At 36.9% G+C, this 22,193-nt stretch carries 19 protein-coding genes; 15 read left to right on the top strand and 4 right to left on the bottom strand.

Annotated elements, in window-relative coordinates; genetic code table 11:
- Window positions 1-197 precede the first annotated feature (197 nt).
- The 4 genes from KDN24_RS05560 to KDN24_RS05575 all read left to right on the top strand — a co-directional run bounded on the left by KDN24_RS05560 (window position 198) and on the right by KDN24_RS05575 (window position 4,935).
- A complete protein-coding gene (locus KDN24_RS05560; RefSeq protein ID WP_409971359.1) occupies window positions 198-740 on the top strand; it encodes a sigma-70 family RNA polymerase sigma factor in 543 nt (180 codons plus the stop codon).
- Window positions 715-2,043 carry a DUF4179 domain-containing protein gene (locus KDN24_RS05565; RefSeq protein ID WP_409971360.1) on the top strand — a complete coding sequence of 443 codons (1,329 nt, stop codon included), beginning with the start codon at window positions 715-717 and terminating at the stop codon, window positions 2,041-2,043. Before KDN24_RS05560 ends, KDN24_RS05565 begins: the two co-directional genes overlap by 26 nt.
- A 195-nt stretch (window positions 2,044-2,238) precedes the next feature.
- Window positions 2,239-3,411, top strand: a complete 1,173-nt coding sequence (locus tag KDN24_RS05570) for an MFS transporter (protein ID WP_409971361.1) — start codon at window positions 2,239-2,241, stop codon at window positions 3,409-3,411.
- A gap of 231 nt (window positions 3,412-3,642) precedes the next feature.
- A complete protein-coding gene (locus KDN24_RS05575; RefSeq protein WP_491348336.1) occupies window positions 3,643-4,935 on the top strand; it encodes a uracil/xanthine transporter in 1,293 nt (430 codons plus the stop codon).
- 276 nt (window positions 4,936-5,211) lie between these two features.
- On the opposite strand, the gene KDN24_RS05580 is transcribed toward KDN24_RS05575, so the two are convergent.
- Complete coding sequence (locus tag KDN24_RS05580; RefSeq protein ID WP_409971363.1) at window positions 5,212-6,114, bottom strand: DMT family transporter; 903 nt, start codon at window positions 6,112-6,114, stop codon at window positions 5,212-5,214.
- 226 nt (window positions 6,115-6,340) lie between these two features.
- On the opposite strand from KDN24_RS05580, the gene KDN24_RS05585 reads away from it, so the two are divergent.
- Together KDN24_RS05585 and KDN24_RS05590 are read left to right on the top strand one after the other, a co-directional pair.
- Window positions 6,341-8,041, top strand: a complete 1,701-nt coding sequence (locus KDN24_RS05585) for a HAMP domain-containing methyl-accepting chemotaxis protein (protein ID WP_409971364.1) — start codon at window positions 6,341-6,343, stop codon at window positions 8,039-8,041.
- 31 nt (window positions 8,042-8,072) lie between these two features.
- A complete protein-coding gene (locus KDN24_RS05590) occupies window positions 8,073-9,191 on the top strand; it encodes a sugar ABC transporter substrate-binding protein (protein WP_491348337.1) in 1,119 nt (372 codons plus the stop codon).
- Window positions 9,192-9,233: 42 nt separating this feature from the next.
- Here the strand turns inward: KDN24_RS05590 and KDN24_RS05595 are convergent, their stop codons facing one another.
- Window positions 9,234-10,214 carry an NAD-dependent epimerase/dehydratase family protein gene (locus tag KDN24_RS05595; protein ID WP_409971366.1) on the bottom strand — a complete coding sequence of 327 codons (981 nt, stop codon included), beginning with the start codon at window positions 10,212-10,214 and terminating at the stop codon, window positions 9,234-9,236.
- A gap of 300 nt (window positions 10,215-10,514) precedes the next feature.
- Here KDN24_RS05595 and KDN24_RS05600 point away from each other — a divergent pair, with 300 nt between their 5' ends.
- The 9 genes from KDN24_RS05600 (at window position 10,515) to scpC (ending at window position 20,109) form a co-directional block, all read left to right on the top strand.
- Window positions 10,515-11,195 (top strand): response regulator transcription factor, encoded by a 681-nt coding sequence (locus KDN24_RS05600; RefSeq protein WP_409971367.1) that lies wholly within the window; start codon window positions 10,515-10,517, stop codon window positions 11,193-11,195.
- The gene (locus KDN24_RS05605; protein WP_409971368.1) at window positions 11,179-12,600 is read left to right on the top strand and encodes a HAMP domain-containing sensor histidine kinase; all 1,422 of its coding nucleotides are present in this window, start codon (window positions 11,179-11,181) and stop codon (window positions 12,598-12,600) included. Before KDN24_RS05600 ends, KDN24_RS05605 begins: the two co-directional genes overlap by 17 nt.
- A gap of 183 nt (window positions 12,601-12,783) precedes the next feature.
- On the top strand, window positions 12,784-14,004 hold the full coding sequence (locus KDN24_RS05610; protein WP_409971369.1) for a S1C family serine protease: 1,221 nt from the start codon (window positions 12,784-12,786) through the stop codon (window positions 14,002-14,004).
- Window positions 14,005-14,012: 8 nt separating this feature from the next.
- Window positions 14,013-14,702, top strand: a complete 690-nt coding sequence (locus KDN24_RS05615) for a polyphosphate polymerase domain-containing protein (RefSeq protein ID WP_409971370.1) — start codon at window positions 14,013-14,015, stop codon at window positions 14,700-14,702.
- A 17-nt stretch (window positions 14,703-14,719) separates the two neighbouring features.
- On the top strand, window positions 14,720-15,403 hold the full coding sequence (locus tag KDN24_RS05620; RefSeq protein ID WP_409971371.1) for a DUF4956 domain-containing protein: 684 nt from the start codon (window positions 14,720-14,722) through the stop codon (window positions 15,401-15,403).
- Between the two features lie 25 nt (window positions 15,404-15,428).
- Window positions 15,429-17,105, top strand: a complete 1,677-nt coding sequence (locus KDN24_RS05625) for a CotH kinase family protein (protein WP_409971372.1) — start codon at window positions 15,429-15,431, stop codon at window positions 17,103-17,105.
- Window positions 17,106-17,250: 145 nt separating this feature from the next.
- Window positions 17,251-17,646 carry a hypothetical protein gene (locus KDN24_RS05630; protein WP_409971373.1) on the top strand — a complete coding sequence of 132 codons (396 nt, stop codon included), beginning with the start codon at window positions 17,251-17,253 and terminating at the stop codon, window positions 17,644-17,646.
- 186 nt (window positions 17,647-17,832) lie between these two features.
- Window positions 17,833-18,477, top strand: coding sequence for a LytTR family DNA-binding domain-containing protein (locus KDN24_RS05635; protein ID WP_409971374.1), 645 nt, complete (start codon window positions 17,833-17,835; stop codon window positions 18,475-18,477).
- A gap of 129 nt (window positions 18,478-18,606) precedes the next feature.
- The gene (gene scpC / locus KDN24_RS05640) at window positions 18,607-20,109 is read left to right on the top strand and encodes a succinyl-CoA:acetate CoA-transferase ScpC (protein ID WP_409971375.1); all 1,503 of its coding nucleotides are present in this window, start codon (window positions 18,607-18,609) and stop codon (window positions 20,107-20,109) included.
- 113 nt (window positions 20,110-20,222) lie between these two features.
- Here the strand turns inward: scpC and putP are convergent, their stop codons facing one another.
- Window positions 20,223-21,701, bottom strand: coding sequence for a sodium/proline symporter PutP (gene putP / locus KDN24_RS05645; protein WP_409971376.1), 1,479 nt, complete (start codon window positions 21,699-21,701; stop codon window positions 20,223-20,225).
- Between the two features lie 208 nt (window positions 21,702-21,909).
- Entirely contained in the window at window positions 21,910-22,158 is a 249-nt protein-coding gene (locus KDN24_RS05650; protein WP_409971377.1) for a hypothetical protein, read from the bottom strand.
- Window positions 22,159-22,193: the final 35 nt, after the last annotated feature.

A 22,193-nucleotide genomic window follows, 5' to 3' on the forward strand; every position in this document is an offset into this window, starting at 1 on the left:
CCACATGATCATTCGATGAACACTTTACTATATTATGCACAGTAACTCTCGTGAAAGAAAAAATAGAAAGAATTCATACCTTTGCAAAAAAGCGCACTCTTTATTCGTGCTTTTTTTTACGAAGGTATGAAAAACTGAAACGTTTTATATCGCCCAACTATCTAACTAGTACAAAGGAGAAAGGAGGGGCAGTTATTTTGGCAAATATTAAAAAAGTCCAAAAGGCAAAGAAAGGGAATCATAAAGCTTTCCAAGCGTTAATAGAAGAAGAAAAAAATAAGCTTTATAAAATGGCCTATATTTATATGAAAAACGAAGATGATGCATTAGAAGTTTTTCAAGAGACCGTCTATAAAGCGTTTATTTCGATTAAGAATTTGAAAGAGGAACAATATTTTTCGACTTGGCTAACGCGTATTCTCATTCATACAGCTATGGATCAATTAAATAAGAAGAAGCGAGTTATCCCAATGGGTCGAGAGATTTTGGAAAGCAAGGTTAGCCCTTATACACATACTGAAAATCATTTTGATTTACTAGAAGCGCTTAAAGAGTTAGATGAAAAATATAAAAGTGTGTTAATACTTCGATATTATAAAGACTATTCTGTGAAGCAAATTGCTGAGACTTTACAATGCCCTGAGGGTACGGTCAAAACAAATATTCATCGTGGGTTAAATCAGTTACGAGAACAAATGAAGGGGGATCATGTAAATGAGTGGCCAATTTCCGGAATTTAAAAATGAAATGGATAAAATATCGGTGCCAGATGAGAAGTTGAATTCAATTATTATGAACACCATTAAAGATAATCAAGGAAAGAAGCAGAAACGAAAAAAGGTTTTTTATTCACTAAGTGCAGCCGTTGTAGGGTTTGGGTTATTTATGGGTTCAGCACTTGTTTCGCCTGCAATGGCGAAGGTTGCCTCCCATATTCCACTTGTAGGGAATTTTTTCAATGACTCTAAAGATGAAGGATTAAGAATAGCTGGGCAAAAAGGGTTAACACAAGTGATTGAGCAAACTTCAAAGGATAACGGAATTACGATAACGATGAATGAAGTATTTTATGATGGTACACGCTTAACTTTTGGTTATACACATGAAGCACTGCTTGCAATTGGTGAGCTGGAGAGGCCAACGATTGAAGTAAATGGGAAGGAAATTAATTTCAGTGCTGGCTATTCAGGCGATTTTATTACCCCATTGAAATATAAAGGAATGATTGACATTGCGCCAACAGAAGAGCTGCCAGAAGAATTTGAGCTGAAGATGAGGTTTGATGCTGTAGGGCTAATTGCAGGGAACTGGGAATTTGCATTTCCTGTTAAGCAATCAAATACAGTTACAGTGATTAGACTAACCGGTGTTAAATCAATTGAAGAAGCAGAGGTTACAATCAATTCTTTGAAGCTCGGACCCGCAGGAACGAATCTCACTGTGAATGTTGTAGCAGCTGAAGGGCAAAAGAAGCTGGACCCTTATAGTTTGCATTTCTATATTATAGATGAGAATGGCAATGTATTAGATTTAGTGAGTGGGAGTGGCACTGGGGATGTGAAAAACGGCAAAGAAACAGTCCAACTTGATTATCTCTTCACTCCTTTAAAAGAAAAAACGAAAAAAGTAAAAATAGTCCCTTACACAATTCCAAAACCTTTTGCGAGCAAAAATGAGGGAGATGTTGAAGCACGAACGGAATATGCGGACTTGGATAGTGCAAATCTCCCGATTATGCTTGATCAAGGTGACTTCGGAAAGGTTGTCGTTACGGATATAGAATATGTACATGATAAGACAATCATTCATTTTGAGGTTGAAAGTGATTTTATCATCGATAATCACTCATCAAGAAATCCGATTTGGCTAGAGGACGCAAACGGAAAAAATTTGTTTTCCGAAGACAAGCCACTTCCTGAAAGAATCGAAGGAAACCGCTTCAAGCAGGAATTTGCAACGGGTAAAAGCAAAGGCTTACAGTTGAAAACGTATAAGCTCTCGAAGCCAGACATGTATGATGCTTTTGAAATTGAAATCCCATAAGATGATACAAATTGGCCGCTTCCGTTAGAGGAGCGGCTTTTTGATGATTCAATTGAGTTTATTCCAGCATTGTGAATTGATCATTATTTCAATAACCTTACATCCCCTTTTGTTTGTTAAATTAATGCAATTTTACTTGTTTTCTTCCACTAATAAAGTTACCATTGTTTAGTATCCGTTAGGAGGGTCATATCAATGGATAAACGTGTCTATTTATTAGCACTCATCTCATTTGTTGTTGGGATGGTTGAGCTAATAATTGGGGGTTTACTAGATTTAGTTGCAAATGATCTCAAGATCAGTCTAGGGCAGGCAGGTTTTTTAATTACGATTTTTTCATTAACATTCGCCATTTTAGCCCCGATTTTATTGACCATTACGCAAAGAATTGAACGAAAGCTGCTTACAATCATTTCATTAATTATCTTTTTAATCGGAAATATAATCGTTGTATTTAGTCCTTTTTATTCGATATTAATTGTAGGAAGGGTTATTTCAGCTGCAAGTGGCTCTTTATTAATTGCACTATGCTTAACCATTGTGCCAAAGGTTGTTACGGAGCAATATCGTGCACGGGCCATTGGTGTCGTTTTTATGGGAATAAGCGCTTCTCTTGTTTTAGGTGTGCCAGTTGGCTTAATACTAGGAAATGCATTTAGCTGGCGGGCTCCATTTGTGATGGTATCAATCTTAACATTTGTTTCAATCATAGGTGTCCATTTCTTTTTAGAAAAAATGGCGCCGAATCCTCCCATTCCACTTATCAAGCAGATTAGAACATTGAGGAGTAGGAAAATTTTATTTGCACAAATGATATCTTACTTCCATTTAACAGGGCACCTAACATTATATGCTTATTTAACTCCATTTTTAAAAATGAAAATGGGGCTTGATGGAACATGGGTGAGCATTGTGTATTTAATATTTGGGATTGCTGCCGTCGTTGGTGGGGGGCTAGGAGGAATTTTGGCAGATCGATTTGGAGCGAAAACGACAATTCTATCGCTCCTTGTCATTTTTGCCTTATCCATCTTTGTCATTCCATATACGACTGGAATATTACCATTATTCCTCCTAGTATTGATCGTGTGGAGCATGATAAGCTGGTCCATATCACCAGCAGTGCAAACCTATCTAATTGAGCTTAGTCCAGAAACAGCCGGAATTCAGCAAACTTTAAATAATTCAGCTGCCCATTTAGGGATAGCCTCTGGCTCTTTTATTGGTGGGATTGTGATTGAGCAGGCTTCAGTCGAACTAAATCCTATGATTGGCGGATTGATTGTCATTTTGGCATTAGGAGCAGCTATTGTTTCAATGGCGAAATCAAGTAGAGGTGTATATTCTCCTCAGGAGAATGCAAAGTAATAAATAGGACAGCCTAAGTGGTTAGTTGCTGTAACAGAATATTGCCGCAATCGAATGTTTAACCGTTTTCCTAATAGGAAAGCGGTTTTCTTTCATATCATATTGTTTTTTGTAAAATAACAAACCGTGTCAATAAGAAAAGACTTTATTTAAATAAAAAACCTATACTATAATAGTAGTCGGTTTATAGAGCTAAAGTTTAAAATTTATTGCATAAATGTGGTGTCGAATATGAACAAATGGTTTTCATCCGTGACAGTATTTTCTTCTGTCCAATGGTTGTTTTTTATTTTTGCCAATACTGTTATGATTCCAATTTCTGTCGGCAATGTTTTCCATTTACCACCAGATACGATGGCAATGATGTTGAAAGCATCACTAATCTTTACAGGACTTGCTTGTATTTTCCAAGCATGGAAAGGGCATCGTTTTCCTTTATTAGAAGGACACTCTGGATTGTTATGGGGACTTATCTTAAATTTAGGGCTGTCTGCTTCATCATTAGGAGTGAGTTTCGCGACGATTGGTGGAGGAATTGCTACTGGGTTTCTATTGGCTTCACTCGCAACCATTATTCTTGCTGTGTGTAATGGAATCCCACTACTTCAATCCATATTCAGTCCAATGGTCATGACCGTTTATTTATTTTTACTAACTTTTCAGCTCGTTTTTATTTTTTTTAATGGAATGCTGAAAATAACAGAGCAAGGCACCCTTGATATTCCTGTAAGTTTATTTTCACTTTTTATTGTCATTTTTGTTAGTGTACTAAAGTTAAAAGGGAATAAAGTGATTAGTAATTTTTCCATTTTAATTGGTTTGATTTTGGGCTGGATTGTGTATGATTTATTATTTCCCAACAATCTAGAACAGATGACACAAGCAGCAAATCTATCATTTACATTATTTCCTTTAGGAAAACCTAATCTTGAGTTCGGAATTGTTGCAGTCGCTTTTTTTGCAGGAATGTTGAATTTAAGCAATACCGTTTCTTCCATAAGTGCAGGAGAAAAACTTTACAAACGTAAGACAACAAAGAAGGAATACCGTAATTCAATCTTTGTCACGATTACTTTTTCAATTATTGGCACAGGTTTTGGACTTGTTCCATTTACACCATTTACATCATCTATCGGTTTTCTACAGAGTACCGGAATATTTGAACGAAAGCCGTATTATATCGGAGGAGCTTTACTAACGTTAGTAGGACTTGTTCCCGCTTTAGGGCCTCTCTTGTCGACGATGCCTATTACCGTTGGAAATGCGGTCTTATTTGTAGCTTACATGCAATTGTTTGGCACTTCTCTGAGCAGCTTAAATGGGAAGGAATTTAACTCGAATACAATATTTCGTCTAGCAGTACCAGTATTAATTGGTATAAGTTTAATGAATGTTTCCCCAGCGCTATTTAAAGATCTACCAGTTCTTATTCAACCATTTATTTCAAATGGATTAATTATGGGTATACTCATTTCAATTATTTTGGAGAAAATGGTTAATTGGTCAAAGCTGGAAAATGTATAAACAAAATGTATCGATAATGAAGATGTATTAATATTGAACGTGGCTGACCCAAAAGGTCGTTAATAACGATTTTCTTTAAAAGTTCATATTAATTTTTGCGCTGAGTTGATTGGAGTGGAAGACGCGAAGACTCCTGCGGGAAAAGCGGACTGGTGAGACCCCGCAGGAGCGTTAGCGACGAGGAGGCTCACCGTTTGCCCCGCGGAAAGCGAAGCGACTGGAACGGAAATCAACGGACAGTTTAAAAAAAGAACATAAAGACGAGAATATAAGTTTTTACGATTCTTCTGTTACGATTCTACGTTTTCTCCCAAAAATATTTACAACCATGACACCAAATATCGCAATGACTCCACCAATGATAGAAAGTGTACTCGGCCATTCATTCAGCCAAATCCAAGCAGCGATAATGGCCACTACTGGTTCAGCATACAATACACTTGAAATGGAACTGGCTTTTCCCATCGAAAGGGCAATTGCCCAAGTGATATAGCCAATTCCAGCAGGAAATATCCCCGCATAAAGGGCTGATAAATGTGCTTCTAATGTAGCATGTTGAATATCCTGAAGAACTCCTGGCGCAAAAATGAAAAATGGCACTGTTCCGATCCAAGTAAAATAAGCTGTTAATTCAATCGCACTATAGCGACTAAGAAGTGGTTTTTGAAAAACAAACAGGACGGAAGTTGCGACCGCAGACATTAACAATAAGAAAATTCCTTCAGATATTTGCAAGGAAGGTCCAGTTGTTCCTAAAGTAATGATGATAATGCCTGTAAAACCAACACTTAGGCCAATCCAACCAATAAAGCCTAGTCTTTCTTTTAAAACAATGACAGCTATAATGGAAGTGAAAATAGGTGAGGAGCCTATAATCATTCCCGCCGTACCAGATGAAATAGTTAGTTCTCCAAAGGTTACACCTATATGATATATGCTTATCCCAATAAGTCCAATAATGACAATTCTCAGTAAGTCTTCTTTTTTGGGAAATCGAAATTTCACCCCTGGCCATAAAGCGAGGATGATGAAGAATATCGAAGCAATTAAATAACGAACAAGCACTAAATGACCAGCAGAATAGCCTCCATGTAAGCTAGCACGAATCGCTGCAAATGTTGATCCCCATATAATGACGGTAAAGGCTGCTAATGTAAAAGCCTTCGTGTTCAAAAGCATTCCCCCTTTTTCATAAACCAAAGGTACCATGAAAAATAGCGAGTTGCCAAATGAAAGTTTAAGAAATAAATATAGGCTATTTTACATACTTATGCATAATTTGGTGCTTAAGTCCTATTTTTTATTGTGGTATTGATAAGATATTGAGTGTAATTTATGTTATATTTGATTGAAGATATTGTGATATTTTTTGGGATTATACGCTATTGTTTGGAGGAATATGGTAATGAATCTAAATGTAGGGAAGAAATTGATCTTAGGTTTCGGAATATTGTTATTATTAATAGTACTTTTTGCTGGTGTTTCAATTGAAAGAATGTACTCTATGCAGGGGAAAACTACGTCAATCGTAGATACATGGCTTCCAGGTGTAGAGCAGATTAATAGTATTGGCTACCAAACTGAGCATGTTTTGACTCTGACACTTAGATATATCCAATCAAATGATGAGCAGGAAAAAAATATGCTCACGAACGAAAGACTTATTTACATAAAAAAAGCAGAGGAAACGATGCAAACATATGCAAACAGAATGTCTTTGAAAGAGGATAAAGATAATTTTGCTGATCTTGAATATAAATGGAAATTTTTCTTAAATGTCAATGATAAATCAATTCAGCTAAGTGATAAACATAAAGAAGAATTTGCATATTTGTATTTTAAAAAAGGGGCAAAAGCGTTTGATTCGATGAAACAAAATCTTGATGAGTTGGTCGTTTTAAATAAATCTGAAGCAAATCACGCAGGCATCTCTTCAAAAAAGGTATATGAGCAAACGTTAATCATCATCATCGTCTCCATTTTCTTCGCATTAGTCATAGGGATTATTGCGACTATTGTTATAACGCGAAATATTGCGCGGCCTCTTCGTTTAGTAACTGAACGAATTGATGAAATTGCCAAAGGAAATTTATCTGTTGAAGAAATTCATATAAAAAATAAGGATGAAATCGGTATACTAGCAAAATCAGTAAATGAGATGAAAAATGGCCTTCAATCTATTGTGACAAAGGTTGTGCATATCTCAGGTATAGTTAACAAGCAAAGCAATGAGCTTTCCACTTCATCGAATGAAGTGAAAATCGGCAGCCAGCAAATTGCGAATACGATGCATGAGCTTGCCGGTGGCACAGAAGAGCAGGCAAGCTCATCAGTAGAGGCTGCGAAAGCAATAGAGATGTTCAATGTTGAAATTAATGAAGCAGATCTTGCTGGTCAAAAGCTTAAAAATGCTTCCAGCGATATTCTTGATAAGGCTCAACAAGGGAAAGATTTAATGGATAAATCTGTACAGCAAATTGAAGAAATTAGTCATATTGTTTCAGAATCAATGGAAAAAGTAATGAATTTAGATGAGAAAAATGAAGACATATATGGACTTGTGAATGTTATTCAAGATGTATCAGCCCAGACAAACCTGCTTGCTTTAAATGCAGCGATTGAAGCAGCAAGAGCTGGTGAGCATGGAAAAGGGTTTGCAGTTGTAGCTGATGAGGTGAGAAAGCTTGCAGAGCAAGTAACAAAATCTGTAAGTGATATTACAGTCATTACCCAAGGAATTCAAAAGGAATCTAAGCTTGTTGTTGAAACTCTGCAAAATGGTGTAAGGAAAACTGAAATTGGAAATCAGCAAATTAAGCGAACGGGAGAAACATTCGGCAATATTACAGAATATGTTTCTGCGATGGTTGACATGATCGATCAAGTTTCAGCAAATTTAAACAAAATGAAGCAGGAAAGTGAGAAGTTGACATCCTTTAGTGAGGAGATTTCTGCAGTATCCGAACAGTCTGCAGCAGGAGTCGAGCAAGTATCTGCAGCTGCTGGACAGCAAGCATATGCAATGGATTTGATTGCTCAAAGCTCAGATGCACTTAAAGAGCTTTCTCAACAATTAGAAAAGCTCGTACAGCATTTTAGAATATAAATAGATCGTTTACAAGGGAGAATGATTCAATATGAGAAATATCCTTTTAAAGCGGGTATTCATAACAATGCTTTCTATCGTGATGCTTTTAACTGGATGTTCTTCTGGAGAAAAGTCTACAGAAGCAACGGAAGCTAAGGAAGTATCTTTAGAAAATGTTCCAGAACTATTTAAAAAACCTCAAGATGTTAAAGTTAAAGTCATTCGAAAAATTGGCGGCGACGACCATACTGAACAGTTTTTAGCGGGTGCAAAAGAAGAAGGGGAAGCACTCGGAATGACAGTTGATGTATTTTCTGCGGATGGAGATAACGATAAATTCCATCGTGAGATTAAAAAAGCACTTGATGAAGATTATGATGGTTTCATTATTTCACATGGGGAAGATCCAGAAACAGTTGATGATGTCAAAATGTTAATTGAAAAGGGAAAAAGTGTTGTCACATTTGACTCTCATATGGATCTTGTAAGTGTGAAAGGAGTTACGGTTACATCACAAGATGATGAGGCGTTAGCAACACTTGCACTTGAACAGCTAATAGATGATTATGATGGCAAAGCAAATATCGCTTATCTTTGGGTTGATGGATTTCCACCAATGATAAGGCGGAATGTGATTTATCAAGATAAACTAGCGAAAAATCCTGGGATTAAGGAAATTGGCCGCTTTGGGATTGCAGCGGCAGATACCTCGGAACAAACTGAACAAGCTGTTGCAGCTATGTTAAGTCAATACCCGAAAGGGGAGTTAGATGCTATCTTCGCTACATGGGACGCATTTGCTATCGGTGCTGTCCGTGCGATTAAAGCTGCGGGACGAGATGAAGTGAAGCTTTATGGTATTGACGTCTCTAACGGAGATCTTGAATTAATGAAGGAAAGCGGAAATCCGTGGAAGTATACAGCTGCAGTGGATCCAAAGTTAATTGGCGCTATAAATATGAGACTTGTTGTAAAAAAGCTTGCTGGGGAAGAAACACCGCAACATTATAATTTAGAAGCATATTTAATAGACCAAGAGGAAATTCAAGCCTCTAAAGAGCCAGTAACAATGGGGAACTTAGGAGAGGTTCTTCCTGGCTGGGGACTTTCTACTGAACTTGAAGAAGATTGGATGAGAACTTTAAAGTTATATAATCAAAGTAAATAAAAAGAGCCGGAATTAGCTAGTTTAACTAATTCCGGCTTGTTTTTATTTCAGAACTGCTTCCTTACATAATTCAATTGTTTCAACAATAGCTGCTCTAACATCTGCTTTATTATATTTTAAAATAGGCATCGTGTCGTTCGGATCGACATAGGCATCACGGTTTTGAATATCTGCAGTCATTGCTAAGTGAATGCCATGTTCTTTTCCAGCTAAAGCAACTTGCTCGTCATGTTGAGCTAAAGCAGGCTTCATTTGTTCTAGTGGAACTACTTGAATGACTGTGTCCTTTTGACCAAGAATAGTAGCGATAAATTGGAAAAACTCTTGGTGCTTCATGTTTGTATTTGAAATCGCATATTTTGCCCCGTGTGTTCCGAATTCGAATGCTCCGATTGTTGCTTCAGCAACTTGCTGAACCGTTACCATCGCTGTTCCACCACCTAATACTGGTACAAAATCTTTTCCTTGTATTTGTGGTAAAAACATTGTCCAGAGCGGGGTTCTTCCAGGCATCGTTCCAAAAATATATGGTAAACGAAGAGTCATCACATCCATCTTGCCCTCTCCTTCAAGGATAGCGACTTCTTCTTGTAATAGTCTTGTCCGTGGGTATGCTTGGCTCTTTAAATCTAAATCTCCCCATTGTTCAGCAAAATGGGCAAAGTAGGAGCCGTAAAGTACGAATTTTTTAATCCCTGCTATTCTAGCAAGACGTGCCATTCGTTGTGTTGGCAATACGTTAGCTTCATAGAAAAATTTTGCTGCTGGAGCTTCCGGCACAACACGTTCATCCTGGCCAGCTGCATATATAAACATATCTTTTCCTTTAAGAAGCTTTAATACTTGTTCATCAGACATTTCATTAATATTGCCAAGCTGGCAATCAACTTCGGGTGGTAGTAAGTCTGCTGCTGGCATTGGGGGAAGGGAAACGGTTGAAACCTTATATTCTCGTTTCAATAATTCCTTTACAGTGTGATATCCTAAAAGTCCAGTGCCACCTAAAATGAAGACGTTTTTCATAAGTAACTCCTCCGATTGTGAAATAGTGAACAAACTTTACACTTTGATTATAGGATAGGAGGGTAAATATTGTAAAGGGAATGGCGAGATCATAAGCTATAGATTTGAACCTTTTGTTAACAATGTTCTTTCGGTTCTATTATGATATTTATTTTGACATACTCCTGACATAATGATCTGTTATATAAATTAAATAATAGGAATCAGAATGAATAGACAGTAAATCATGTTATGGTTATCATAAATTTAGTTCAAACATTTCTTTAAATGCTCGTTTTTTTGCTAGGGAGATGAAAATGAATGAAAACGATTTTGATTGTAGAAGATGAACTTCCAATTAGTCAAGTGCTGAAAGTATACGTACAGAAAGCTAATTTTAAAACAGAACAAGTTTTTAATGGCAATGAAGTAATAGAGAAGTTTGAACGAACGAAACCGGATCTTGTTCTCCTTGATGTCATGCTGCCAGGTAAGGACGGATGGACCATTTTGAAGGAAATTCGCCAAAAAAGTACTTGCCCAGTCATTATGCTAACTGCTTTAGGAGATGTGAATTATAAGCTCTCGGGCTTAAATGGCGGAGCTGATGACTACATTTCAAAACCATTTATTGCAGATGAGGTCGTTGCTCGAATTCATGCTGTTTTGAGACGAGCTCAAACAGATACAAGTCCTCTTAAATGTTTTGGACAACTCCAAATTGATACGAAGTCACATCGAGTAACGATAAACGATAGAGAAATTGAGTTAACACCCCGAGATTTGTCAGTACTCTTATTTTTAGCGGAAAATCCTAACCAAACCTTTTCAAGGGATCAGCTTATTGAGCATGTTTGGGGATGGGAGTATGATGGCAGTGACCGAGCGGTAGATTTAGCCATTAAGAGGCTGCGAAAACAACTTCAAGAGTGGCCAGAATCTGAAGGAGAAATTAAAACACTTCGTGGATTGGGGTATCAATTCTGTGTTTACAAAAAATAGTAAAAGAATAACATTATTGCGATATTGGACAAGCCGTTACTTACTTACATTATGTATTGGCTTAGTAGCTGTGGCGATTATTTCTGCATTATGGATTCGTCATACAACTTTGGAGCATCGCTTAAATATGTCAAAGCTAATGGCAGAAGAAATTGCCAATCGCTTTGTAGATTTAAGTGAGGGACGTCCGATTCCGAGAGAAGAGGTCCCGGGCACATTAACTGACCGTGGGAAAATGATCAATCCTAATGGAAACCCACTTATTTATATTGTTGATACAAATGGAACAATTCTTTCGAGTAATCGCCCTCCCGATCGATTTCTTCGACAGTTTCCTCAAACGATTCTCCAAAATGAGGAGAATGTTCAAAAGTTAAAAATGGATGGTGAGAAGGGTAGTTTCTATGTTGTAAAAGCGCCAATCGCAACACAATATATCGCATTAGGATGGGTAGTTATTGTCGAGACTGAGGCTAATTTAACTGAGGTAAATCAAGAATATATGCAGCTGGCGATTATGATTATTAGTTTGGCCCTTCTCGGATGGGGAGCGATTTATTTTCTTTCTCGCCGTCTATCAAACCCGATAAAGGATGTCGCTAGAGCGGCGAAGCAAGTTCAGGAAGGCGATTATAAAATTAATCTTCCAGATGATATTAAAGAACAGGAAGTGTATGAGCTCGTTTCTTCGTTTAAGGATATGGCTAATCGACTAGAAAAACTTGAGTCTCTTCGTACAGAATTGCTTGCAGGGGTAACACATGAATTAAAGACACCTGTTACTTCAATTAGCGGTCTTTTACAAGCATTGAATGATGAAGTTGTAACGGGAGAAGAGGCAAAAGAGTTTCTCTCCCTTTCATTAATTGAAACAGCAAAAATGAAAAAAATGGTTGAAGATCTTCTAGCCTTTAATTCATTTGCAGCTAACGCTATTCCAGTAACAGATGAGATTCATCTAATACATGAGTTATTATCTAAATACCTTTATCAATGGGAAGTAGTACATGAGGATGAACAGATCGAAATCTCTTTAACGTTACTTTCGAACAACATAAAGGTAAAGGTTGATTCGATCAGACTTCAACAAATAGTGACGAATCTACTTAATAATGCGAAACAGGCTATGAATGGCCCTGGAAAAATCAAACTCATTTTGACTGAAACAGTCGACCAAGTTATGTTGGATGTTAAAGATTCGGGACCTGGAATCCCGACGAATGAACAAAAACTCATTTTTGAGCGCTTTTATCGTGGTGAAGGTAAAAAATACAAAGTTCGGGGGCTAGGGTTAGGTTTACCATTAAGCAAAATGATTGCTCACTCACTTGGAGGAGACCTTATGCTTATCGAAAGCTCTTCAGAGGGAACAACATTCAGGTTGATTTTGCCTAAAATAAAATAGGAATTGGATGAACTACTGCTCACATGAGTCAGTAGTTTTTTTGTTAACAGGCTAGTTTTACAAAGTCTTTTGAAAAATAATAAATAATCGAGTGTCTCATAGTTTGACATCTTCCTGACATAATGGCCGTTTAAAGTAAGTCTTGTAGAAAGGCCAATTAAATGATGAAAGTAGGGTTTATAAATGGAAGACCAAAATCGAGAGATTGAAATGAAGGATATTCAACCTAATACAGATAAAAAGTCATCAAAACTAAAGAGTTTTATGACTACTGTTGCTGCTGGTGTCGTTGGGTCAGCATTGACACTTTCAGCTATGCCATATCTATCACAATTTCAGGATGAAACGCCAAAGGCAGCAGTTTCACAGGATCATGTTCAAACGACAAATAAGGCAAAAGATTTAGATGTCAAGAAAATGTCTGCCTCTGCCACATCTTTACCAGATACGATTGAGGAAGCTTCAAAGGCAGTCGTTGGCATTATAAACTATCAACAGCAAACAGATCGTTTTCATCGCTCTAGTATTGAAACTCAAAGTGGTTCAGGTTCTGGCGTTGTTTTTAAAAAGAAAGATGGAAGTGCCTATATTGTTACAAATAATCATGTTATCGAAAATGCAACAAAAATAGAAGTATCACTTCAAAATGGAGAAAAGGTACAAGCAGAACGAATTGGCAGTGATTCTTTAACGGATGTAGCTGTATTGAAAATTCCTGACAATGCCTCAATATCCGTTTTGCCATTCGGTGATTCTCAGAAATTAAGAGCAGGTGATCAAGTATTAGCGATAGGCAATCCACTTGGACTCGATTTATCTAGAACGGTCACACAAGGCATTGTGAGCGGGATAAATCGCTCAATCGAAGTATCAACCTCTTCAGGAGAATGGGAGATTGAGGTTATTCAAACGGATGCAGCAATTAATCCTGGAAACAGTGGTGGTGCCCTTATTAATACAGCTGGCGAATTAATTGGAATTAATAGTTTGAAAATATCTGAGAGTGGGGTTGAAGGGCTAGGATTTGCCATCCCTAGCAATGAAGTAAAATCAATTATTGAAGAATTGATGCAACATGGACAAGTGATCCGTCCATATGTTGGAATTGCTCTTGCGAATCTTGAGGATCTTCCTCAGTTTTACATGCAAAAGCTCCCTAATAATATAACAAAAGGAGCGATCATTACATCGGTTGAACCAAATTCGAGTGCAGCAAAAGCAGGTCTTCAAGGAGAAGATATTCTTATATCTATCGGTGGCAAGGAAATTACTAACTCTACTGATTTTCGCAAGTATTTATATAAAGAATTTTCAATCGGGGATAAGGTGAAAGTAGAATTTTACCGCCAGGGTGAACGGAAGACGGTAGAACTGACATTAGCAAGCAATAAACTTAATGAATAGGAGAGGGCATGAAGCAGAAAACAGTAGGCAGGATGGAGCTAAAGTATGCCATTACAAAAATGGATTGTTATTTGCTTAGAAATAACCTTAAACATTTTATGAGGCCAGATCTCCATGCCAAACATGATGGAAAATATTTAATTCGCAGTGTATATTTCGATAACTTTGAAAATAAAATTTTAACCGAAAAAAAAGAAGGGTATCTTAATCGTGACAAATATCGAGTAAGGCTCTATAACTATCAGATGGAATATCTTAATCTCGAGAAAAAAAGCAAACGAAATAACCAAACGTTTAAGCAAAAATGCCGGATAACATCAAATGAATATGAACGTATTAGGTTTGGAGATTACTGCTGGATGAAAGAAGATGAACGTCCACTAGTGTGTGAGCTTTATATGCAAATGAATTTATATCAGTTAAAACCGATTACGATTGTTGATTATAAACGGGAAGCGTTTATTTATAAGTATGGAAATGTTCGAGTAACCTTTGATAGCTCAATAAAAACGAGTTTTCGCAACAATGATTTACTTAATCCGAATATAGGGATGGTGCAAACAATGGATCCGAATCTTGTTCTGCTTGAAGTGAAATACGATGAATATTTACCAGACGTTATTCGCAGCCTCCTCCAAATGATGGATCGGAGAAAGGATGCTTTTTCAAAATATCAGCTGAGTAGAATGTATGGCTAATGGAAGGAAATGATCGAATGAATACAGTGACATTTAATGATATTTTTAAATCAAATTTTTTAGAAAAAACCGAAAGTTTTTCGCTTGTAGATTCTCTTATTGGACTGCTCGTCGCTTTTGCAGTTGGGCTTTTTATCTATATTGTCTATAAGAAAACCTTCAGTGGGGTTATTTATTCTCATTCCTTTAATATTTCATTAATTGTGATGACAATGGCGACGGCGCTAATCATCATGGGAATCTCATCAAATGTTCTCTTATCACTTGGAATGGTTGGTGCATTGTCAATTGTTCGATTTAGAACACCTATTAAAGATCCGATGGACCTTGTCTATTTATTTTGGGCAATTATTGCTGGGATTCTCTGTGGTGCGGGCTTCATACCGCTTGTCATTATCGGTTCAATCTTAATTGGACTCGTTCTAATCCTATTTGTAAATCGAATTACGATTGAGAATCCATATTTACTCATTGTGAAATATTCGAATGCTTCCATAGAAAAAACAATTGAAGAAATGATCAGCAAGCAATCGAAAAAACATCTGTTGAAATCGAAGTCTGTGATGCCGAATAATGACCTTGAAATGACTTATGAAATTAGAGTAAAGGAAAATAACACAGCATTTCTTAACACTCTCACAGAGATTGATCATGTTGAATCGGCTATCATGTTGAGCTATGATGGCAATTTTACTGCCTGATTAAGGTAGTAAAAGGAGAAACAGGATGATAAAAAATCGATACATTATAGGAGTTTTAAGTTTATTGCTTGTACTTTTCTCAATCTCTTTAGTTGTTCTACCAAGAATAGGGATAGAATCTATTAAAGTAAAGCATTCATATGTTGAGCGGGTATTTAATCAAAATAAAGTGACAAAGGTTGATATTAAGGTAGATGACAATGATTTGCGATCGGTATTAGAAAATCCTGAAGCTGAAAAATATGTTGAAGCAACGGTTGAGATTGATGGAACAAAAGTAGAGAATGTTGGCCTCCGCACGAAAGGAAATTTATCATTACGATCAGTTGTGAACATAGAAGATTCAGAACGCTATAGTTTTAAAATCGATTTCGATCATTATAATAGTGACCAGTCTTTATATGGTTTGAAGAAATTAAACTTAAATAATAATTATAGTGATTCAACGCAAATGAGAGAATACTTATCTTATAAATTAATGGAGAAAATGGGATTGCCCACTCCTGCTAATTCGTACATGTATGTCACGATAAACGGAAAAGAATGGGGTCTTTACTTAGGGATCGAGCAAGTAGATGAAACCTTTATTAGTCGGAACTTTGACAATAGCATAGGAGATTTATACAAACCAGATGGAGTAGGCAGCGATTTGCAATGGATCAGTGATCAAATAAAAGATTATCCAGGTCTTAATTTAAAAACAAATAATGGCACATCAGACCAAACGGCAATGATTGAGATGTTAGCAGCAATTAATAAGGGTGAAAATATTGAACAGCATATTGATGTTGATGAAATGCTCCGATATTTTGCTGCAAATACTGCTTTAGTAAATCTTGATAGCTATCAAGGTCAAATGAAGCATAATTATTACCTATATGAGCAAAATGGAATATTTTCTATTATTCCATGGGATTATAATATGTCTTTTGGTGGTTTTGGAGTCGGAGGATTTGGTGGGGGTAGAGGAGAGGCGAATAATGAACCTGTCTTTAATAAAGAAGAGAAAGCAGCTAAAGGTGAGGAAAAGAGAATTATTGGTCCTGTGGGAGGAGAGTTAATAAATGAAAAGAATATTAACCTCAGTATTACGACACCTGTCACTGGAACAACGATGGAGGCTCGACCACTATTAAATGCCCTTCTATCAGTGAAAGAGTATCGTGAAAAATATGAGGAGTATCTTGAGGAAATTGCGACAACCTTTTTAACAAAGGATCATATTGAGTCGATTACGACACATGTTTCGAAACTAGTTCTACCATATGTTGAAAAAGATCCAACAAAGTTTTATTCAACTGAAGAATTTTTGGCGGGTGTTACAGGTGAAAAAAGCTTGCCAGAATTTTCGATTCGTCGGGCAGAGTCGATAATAAAACAGCTTTCTGGAGAATTAGTTGTAGAAGCTGAAATGGAAGGTCAACCCGAGCGATTACCTCCTAATATGGATGGGAATGAAAAAGGAGAAAATTGGCAGCCGCCACAGAAGGGCGAATGGAAGGGACAGGCAGAGAGAGGAGCTCCTAATTTCAACAATGATAAAGTTTCTCGTGAATTTGGTATGCCTGGTCAGCAAGGAAGCAACCAGCAATCTCCAATAAGCGGGGAGATATCCACTAGAAACATGATTGTTTCAGCTGGCGTATTCATTCTATTAATAGCGGCGATCATTTTTGCATTTTTATTCAAGCGAAGAAGATAATGAACTGGCAGTCACCTTATAAATTAGTGGGGGACTACCAGTTTTTTTGCTAAAAAGAAGAATGCCAAGATTTTCTTGTGAAGTGGAATATCTCATCACACATAAAAATATCATTAAGTAGTATGTGTGAAATGAGGCGATTAAGGTGAGTCATGCGATTCATTTAATTACAGGGGATATGCTATCTCGCTATCAAGAGCTTAATCAAAAGAAAAAGGAAATTGAAGAACAATTAGATGAATTAAAAAAGGTATTCAATCATTATTTTGATATTTCTGTTGGTCCAAATGTCAAAGGTGAAATAACAATTAATGATTACAAGCTGCAAAGACAAATAAGGACGACAGAAAAATATTTACAGGAAGAAACAGTAAAAAGATTAGAAGAACTAAATTTAATGGATCTTATTCAAAAAAAGCCAGATGAAGGAAAAATAAAATCTGCATTAAACTTAGGTCTTTTAAAAGAGGAAGATCTAAAAAAATGTAAGATGATTAATTCCACCCAAGCGATTTATGTTAAACAGCTAGCCTCCAAATAGCTATATTTCATCAGCTACGAAAAAGGAAATTTGTTCGAAGGTCAGTTCCTAAAAATTTAGGAATTGGCCTTATTTTTGTATATACATAGAATTTTAAATTGGACAGAAATGGAATAGATACAATGCAGAAAACGGTGTAGAATTAACTGTAACTTAAATGAGATTCGCTTATGAAAGGTGTGCAAAATGAAAAGTATTTCAATTGTTTCGCTACTAGATGTGATTGGAGAATTGTTTTCTGATGAAATATCGATCGCGGTTTCGAATACGAAGGAATATATTTACTATCGACCTAGTAAACGGATTGATTTAAAAATAAAACATGGAGATCCATTGAGAGAAGGGACGATTGCTTATAAAGCAATAGATACCGAACAAAAGGTGTCTGAATTTATTAATCGAAGTATGTTCGGTGTTCCCTATCATGGAATGGCTGTACCTTTTCATCATAATGGGGTTATAGAAGGATGTGTATTGGCTATTTATCCTGCATTAACAGATGGAAAGACAGTTGTGACAGTGAAAACACATGATGGTTGGACACCCATTCCATTTTCAAACGTTGTTTATATAGAAGCAAAAGATAAAAGGACTTACGTACATACGTTAGAAACATCTGGAACACATAAATATTCACTACAAGAGTTTGAATACATGTTGCCGAAAGATAGCTTTATACGCTGTCACCGCTCTTATATCGTTAATGTAAATCATATTAAGGAAATATATCCAGATACTCATTCCACCTTCTTACTTTTAATGGACAATCATTCCCATGTAACAGTTAGTCAATCTTATTCTAGTTATTTTCGAAAACTTCTCGGATTTTAAAAAATTCTGTTTTGGTCACTATTTTCCCTGTTTTGTCCGAACTTTTTACAATTTAATCTAGAAAATCCTATTTCCTGCTTTTTCATAGGTAAAATGATTATAAAGTCAGTTTAGGGGTGGGATAACACAATGGTGAATAATGTAGTACGGATTAAACATCCTCGTTTACTTGACCGAGTTGTTACTCCGGAAAAGGCGGCCTCATGGATTCAAGATGGGATGACATTAGGCCTAAGCGGCTTTACACGTGCAGGGGACGTGAAAGCAGTTCCATTTGCTTTAGTTGAAAGGGCAAAAAAAGGGGAGTCCTTTAAAGTAAATGTTTATACAGGAGCTTCATTAGGTTCAGATGTAGACAAGCTGTTTACTGAGGTTGGCATCTTAAATAAGAGATTGCCATTTCAGGCTGACCAAACGATGAGAAATGGAATTAATCAAGGAGATTTTTTCTTCGTTGATCAGCATTTATCACATACTTCTGAGTATGTACGGGCAAATGTAATGGATTCTATTGATTTCGCAATTTTGGAAGCGGTTTCTATTTCGGAGGACGGCATGATTATCCCAACAACCTCTATCGGAAACTCGCTTACGTTTGCCTTACATGCAAAATCAATTATTGTTGAAATCAATATGGCACAATCAACTGAGCTAGAAGGCTTGCATGATTTATACGAGCCAGGCAAGCAAGGGGAGCGTGAACCGATTCCTTTAACTAAAACAGATGATCGTATAGGTGCAAGGGGAATAAAGGTTGATCCTGCGAAAATTAAAGGGATCGTCTTTACGAATCAAGAGGATTCACCTTCGACAATTGTTGCTCCTGACGAAGAAACAGTGATCATGGCTCAGCATTTAATGAGGTTTCTCCGAAAGGAAATAGAAGCTGGCAGGCTTACCAAAAGGCTAGCACCGTTACAAGCAGGTATTGGTTCAGTTGCAAATGCTGTTCTTCATGGAATGTTAGATTCTGAGTTTGAAAATTTAGAAGTTTATTCAGAAGTGCTACAAGATGCCGTTTTTGATTTAATGGATGCGGGAAAAGTTCGCTTTGCCTCATGTTGCTCTATTACGCTTTCTGAGGAGAAAATGAAAGATGTTTTTGCGAATTTTGAGAAATATCGTGATCGTCTAATCATGCGCCCACAGGAAATATCTAATCATCCAGAGATTATTCGCAGGCTTGGATTGATTTCCATTAATACCGCTTTAGAGCTTGATATTTATGGAAATGTGAATTCAACACATGTGCTTGGTACAAAAATGATGAATGGGATTGGAGGATCTGGTGATTTTGCGAGAAATGCCCGTCTTGCTATTTTTGTAACGAAATCAATCGCAAAAGCAGGCAGCATCTCAAGCATTGTACCTTTCGTATCACATGTTGATCATACAGAGCATGATGTTGATGTCATTGTTACTGAGCAAGGTTATGCAGATTTACGTGGTTTGGCTCCAAGAGAGCGTGTGAAGCCCATCATTGAGAACTGTGCGCATCCGATGTATCGTGACCAGCTTCGTGAATATTATGAAGAAGCTCTCTCAAGAGGGGGGCATACACCACATGTTTTAGAGAAGGCATTTTCGTGGCATCTTCATTTTGCTAGAAATGGGACAATGTTGAAAGAATAATGGAATGGGTTAATTGAATATAGATTGCAAAAGCTCTAAGTGGGGGACTTAGAGCTTTCTGCATCTCATTAAATAGGAAAAAAGAATCCTCCTGTTCAGGAGGATTCTGCTAATTATTCACTCTTCAATAAACGAACACTTTCATCAAATTCTTTGTCAATTTGTGCATTGTGGCGGTAAGTGACTAAGCTAACGATAACAGTAAGAATTAAGTTAATCACAAAGCCAGGAACAATTTCGTATAATGTGACACCAAGCCCAGTGTTTTTCCAGATGATAACAGTTAGAGCACCGGCAATCATCCCAACGATTGCTCCCCAGTTCGTCATTTTCTTCCAATATAAGCTTAGTATAATAGTTGGACCAAACGCAGCCCCAAAGCCTGCCCATGCATATGCAACAAGCCCTAGGATTGTATCATTTTGTTTAAAGGCAAGGAAAGCAGCTACAAGTGAAACGACTAGTACAGCCATACGACCAAAGAAAACATATTCTTTATCAGTGCCATTTTTTCTAAATATTACTTTATATAGATCTTCAGTCAGCGCACTCGATGTAACGATTAGCTGTGAGGAAATTGTACTCATAATCGCAGCGAGAACAGCAGCTAATAAAAAGCCAGCGAATAAAGGATGGAAGACAATTTGACCTAAAGTAAGAAAAACTGCTTCAGGATTATCTAAAGTAAAATGTGGATTTTGACGGAAAAAGGCTAATCCAATTAAAGCAGTGAAAATCGTTCCAATTAAAGAGAAGATCATCCAGCCGATCCCGATGCGGCGTGCGCTCTTTGTTTCTTTAACAGAGGTGATTGCCATAAATCGAACAATAATATGAGGCTGTCCAAAATAACCAAGCCCCCAAGCCATGGCGGATATGATCCCGATCGTTGTTGTGCCTTTAAAGAAATCAAGCAATGTCGGGTCGATCTCACGGATTGTTTCAAATGTGCCACTGAATCCGCCTACTTGTGATAATGCAAAAATAGGTACAAGTAGTAATGCAATGACCATCATTAATCCTTGAATGAAATCTGTATAACTAACGGCAAGGAACCCACCGAATAATGTATAAGCGACTGTAACTCCTGCAACGATAAGCAGTCCGGTATGATAGCCAGTCCCAAAAGAACTCTTAAAAAATACGGCTCCTGCGACCATTCCAGAGGATACGTAGAAAGTAAAGAAGACCAAAATAACGATTCCAGAAATAATTCTTAATAATTTCGTTGTATCCTTAAAGCGATTTTCTAAATATCCGGGAATGGTAATAGAATCATTCGCTACTTGTGTGTAAGTCCGCAATCTTGGTGCAACGAGCAGCCAGTTTAAATAAGCACCAATCGTTAATCCGATTGCAATCCATGCATCAGCGAGACCGCTTACATAAATGCCCCCCGGTAACCCCATTAAAAGCCAGCCACTCATATCGGCAGCACCTGCACTTAGAGCAGTTACTGCTGGTCCGAGTGATCGACCACCTAGCATGTAATCAGTAAGATTGCTTGTTTTTCTGTAAGAATACCAGCCGATGAAAAGCATAGCTCCCATATAAATCCCAATAGCTACTAGCTGAAGTGTTACATCAGACACTTACATTCCCCCTTCAATCCGTCATTTTTTGAAAAAAACGATAATTGCAATAGCTCTAATACTGAAAATATTCTAACATTAATCGATAAAAAATGCGATAAGAAATTTTTCCAAATAATTTCTAGTATGCTGGATTCAATTTAAACTTTACGTGATGTAGTCTACACAAAAACAGTGAATTTCATTATGAGAAATTCACTGTTTATCTTTATTCGACTTCCTTTAACATGTTTTCAATATTCGTTAAGCGATTATTCAATTCCTTAATAGCTAACATTTGCTGTTGTTGAAAGGAGACGTTTTCTTTGTCTAATTGAAGACGTTCATCTGCACGACGTTCCATTCTTCGAACAATTCGTAAAATAAAAATGATCACAATGATTGTTACAACAATCGGAATAAGAACCATAAATAAACTAACAAGTTGAAATATCATATCTCCTACATTAACCTCCATTAAATCATCTAAACTCCCTTCAAATTGTCACAATT

It is taken from the genome of Cytobacillus sp. Bva_UNVM-123, assembly GCF_046351715.2.
Taxonomy (GTDB): domain Bacteria; phylum Bacillota; class Bacilli; order Bacillales; family Cytobacillaceae; genus Cytobacillus.

Coding starts and splice junctions, on each gene's coding strand:
- scpC (WP_409971375.1), top strand. CDS start 18,607: ATGGTGAATAATGTAGTACGGATTAAACATCCTCGTTTACTTGACCGA.
- KDN24_RS05595 (WP_409971366.1), bottom strand. CDS start 10,214: ATGAAAAACGTCTTCATTTTAGGTGGCACTGGACTTTTAGGATATCAC.
- KDN24_RS05615 (WP_409971370.1), top strand. CDS start 14,013: ATGAAGCAGAAAACAGTAGGCAGGATGGAGCTAAAGTATGCCATTACA.
- KDN24_RS05650 (WP_409971377.1), bottom strand. CDS start 22,158: ATGGAGGTTAATGTAGGAGATATGATATTTCAACTTGTTAGTTTATTT.
- KDN24_RS05610 (WP_409971369.1), top strand. CDS start 12,784: ATGGAAGACCAAAATCGAGAGATTGAAATGAAGGATATTCAACCTAAT.
- KDN24_RS05585 (WP_409971364.1), top strand. CDS start 6,341: ATGAATCTAAATGTAGGGAAGAAATTGATCTTAGGTTTCGGAATATTG.
- KDN24_RS05575 (WP_491348336.1), top strand. CDS start 3,643: ATGAACAAATGGTTTTCATCCGTGACAGTATTTTCTTCTGTCCAATGG.
- KDN24_RS05570 (WP_409971361.1), top strand. CDS start 2,239: ATGGATAAACGTGTCTATTTATTAGCACTCATCTCATTTGTTGTTGGG.
- KDN24_RS05620 (WP_409971371.1), top strand. CDS start 14,720: ATGAATACAGTGACATTTAATGATATTTTTAAATCAAATTTTTTAGAA.
- KDN24_RS05580 (WP_409971363.1), bottom strand. CDS start 6,114: ATGCTTTTGAACACGAAGGCTTTTACATTAGCAGCCTTTACCGTCATT.
- KDN24_RS05625 (WP_409971372.1), top strand. CDS start 15,429: ATGATAAAAAATCGATACATTATAGGAGTTTTAAGTTTATTGCTTGTA.
- KDN24_RS05600 (WP_409971367.1), top strand. CDS start 10,515: ATGAAAACGATTTTGATTGTAGAAGATGAACTTCCAATTAGTCAAGTG.
- KDN24_RS05635 (WP_409971374.1), top strand. CDS start 17,833: ATGAAAAGTATTTCAATTGTTTCGCTACTAGATGTGATTGGAGAATTG.
- KDN24_RS05590 (WP_491348337.1), top strand. CDS start 8,073: ATGAGAAATATCCTTTTAAAGCGGGTATTCATAACAATGCTTTCTATC.
- KDN24_RS05565 (WP_409971360.1), top strand. CDS start 715: ATGAGTGGCCAATTTCCGGAATTTAAAAATGAAATGGATAAAATATCG.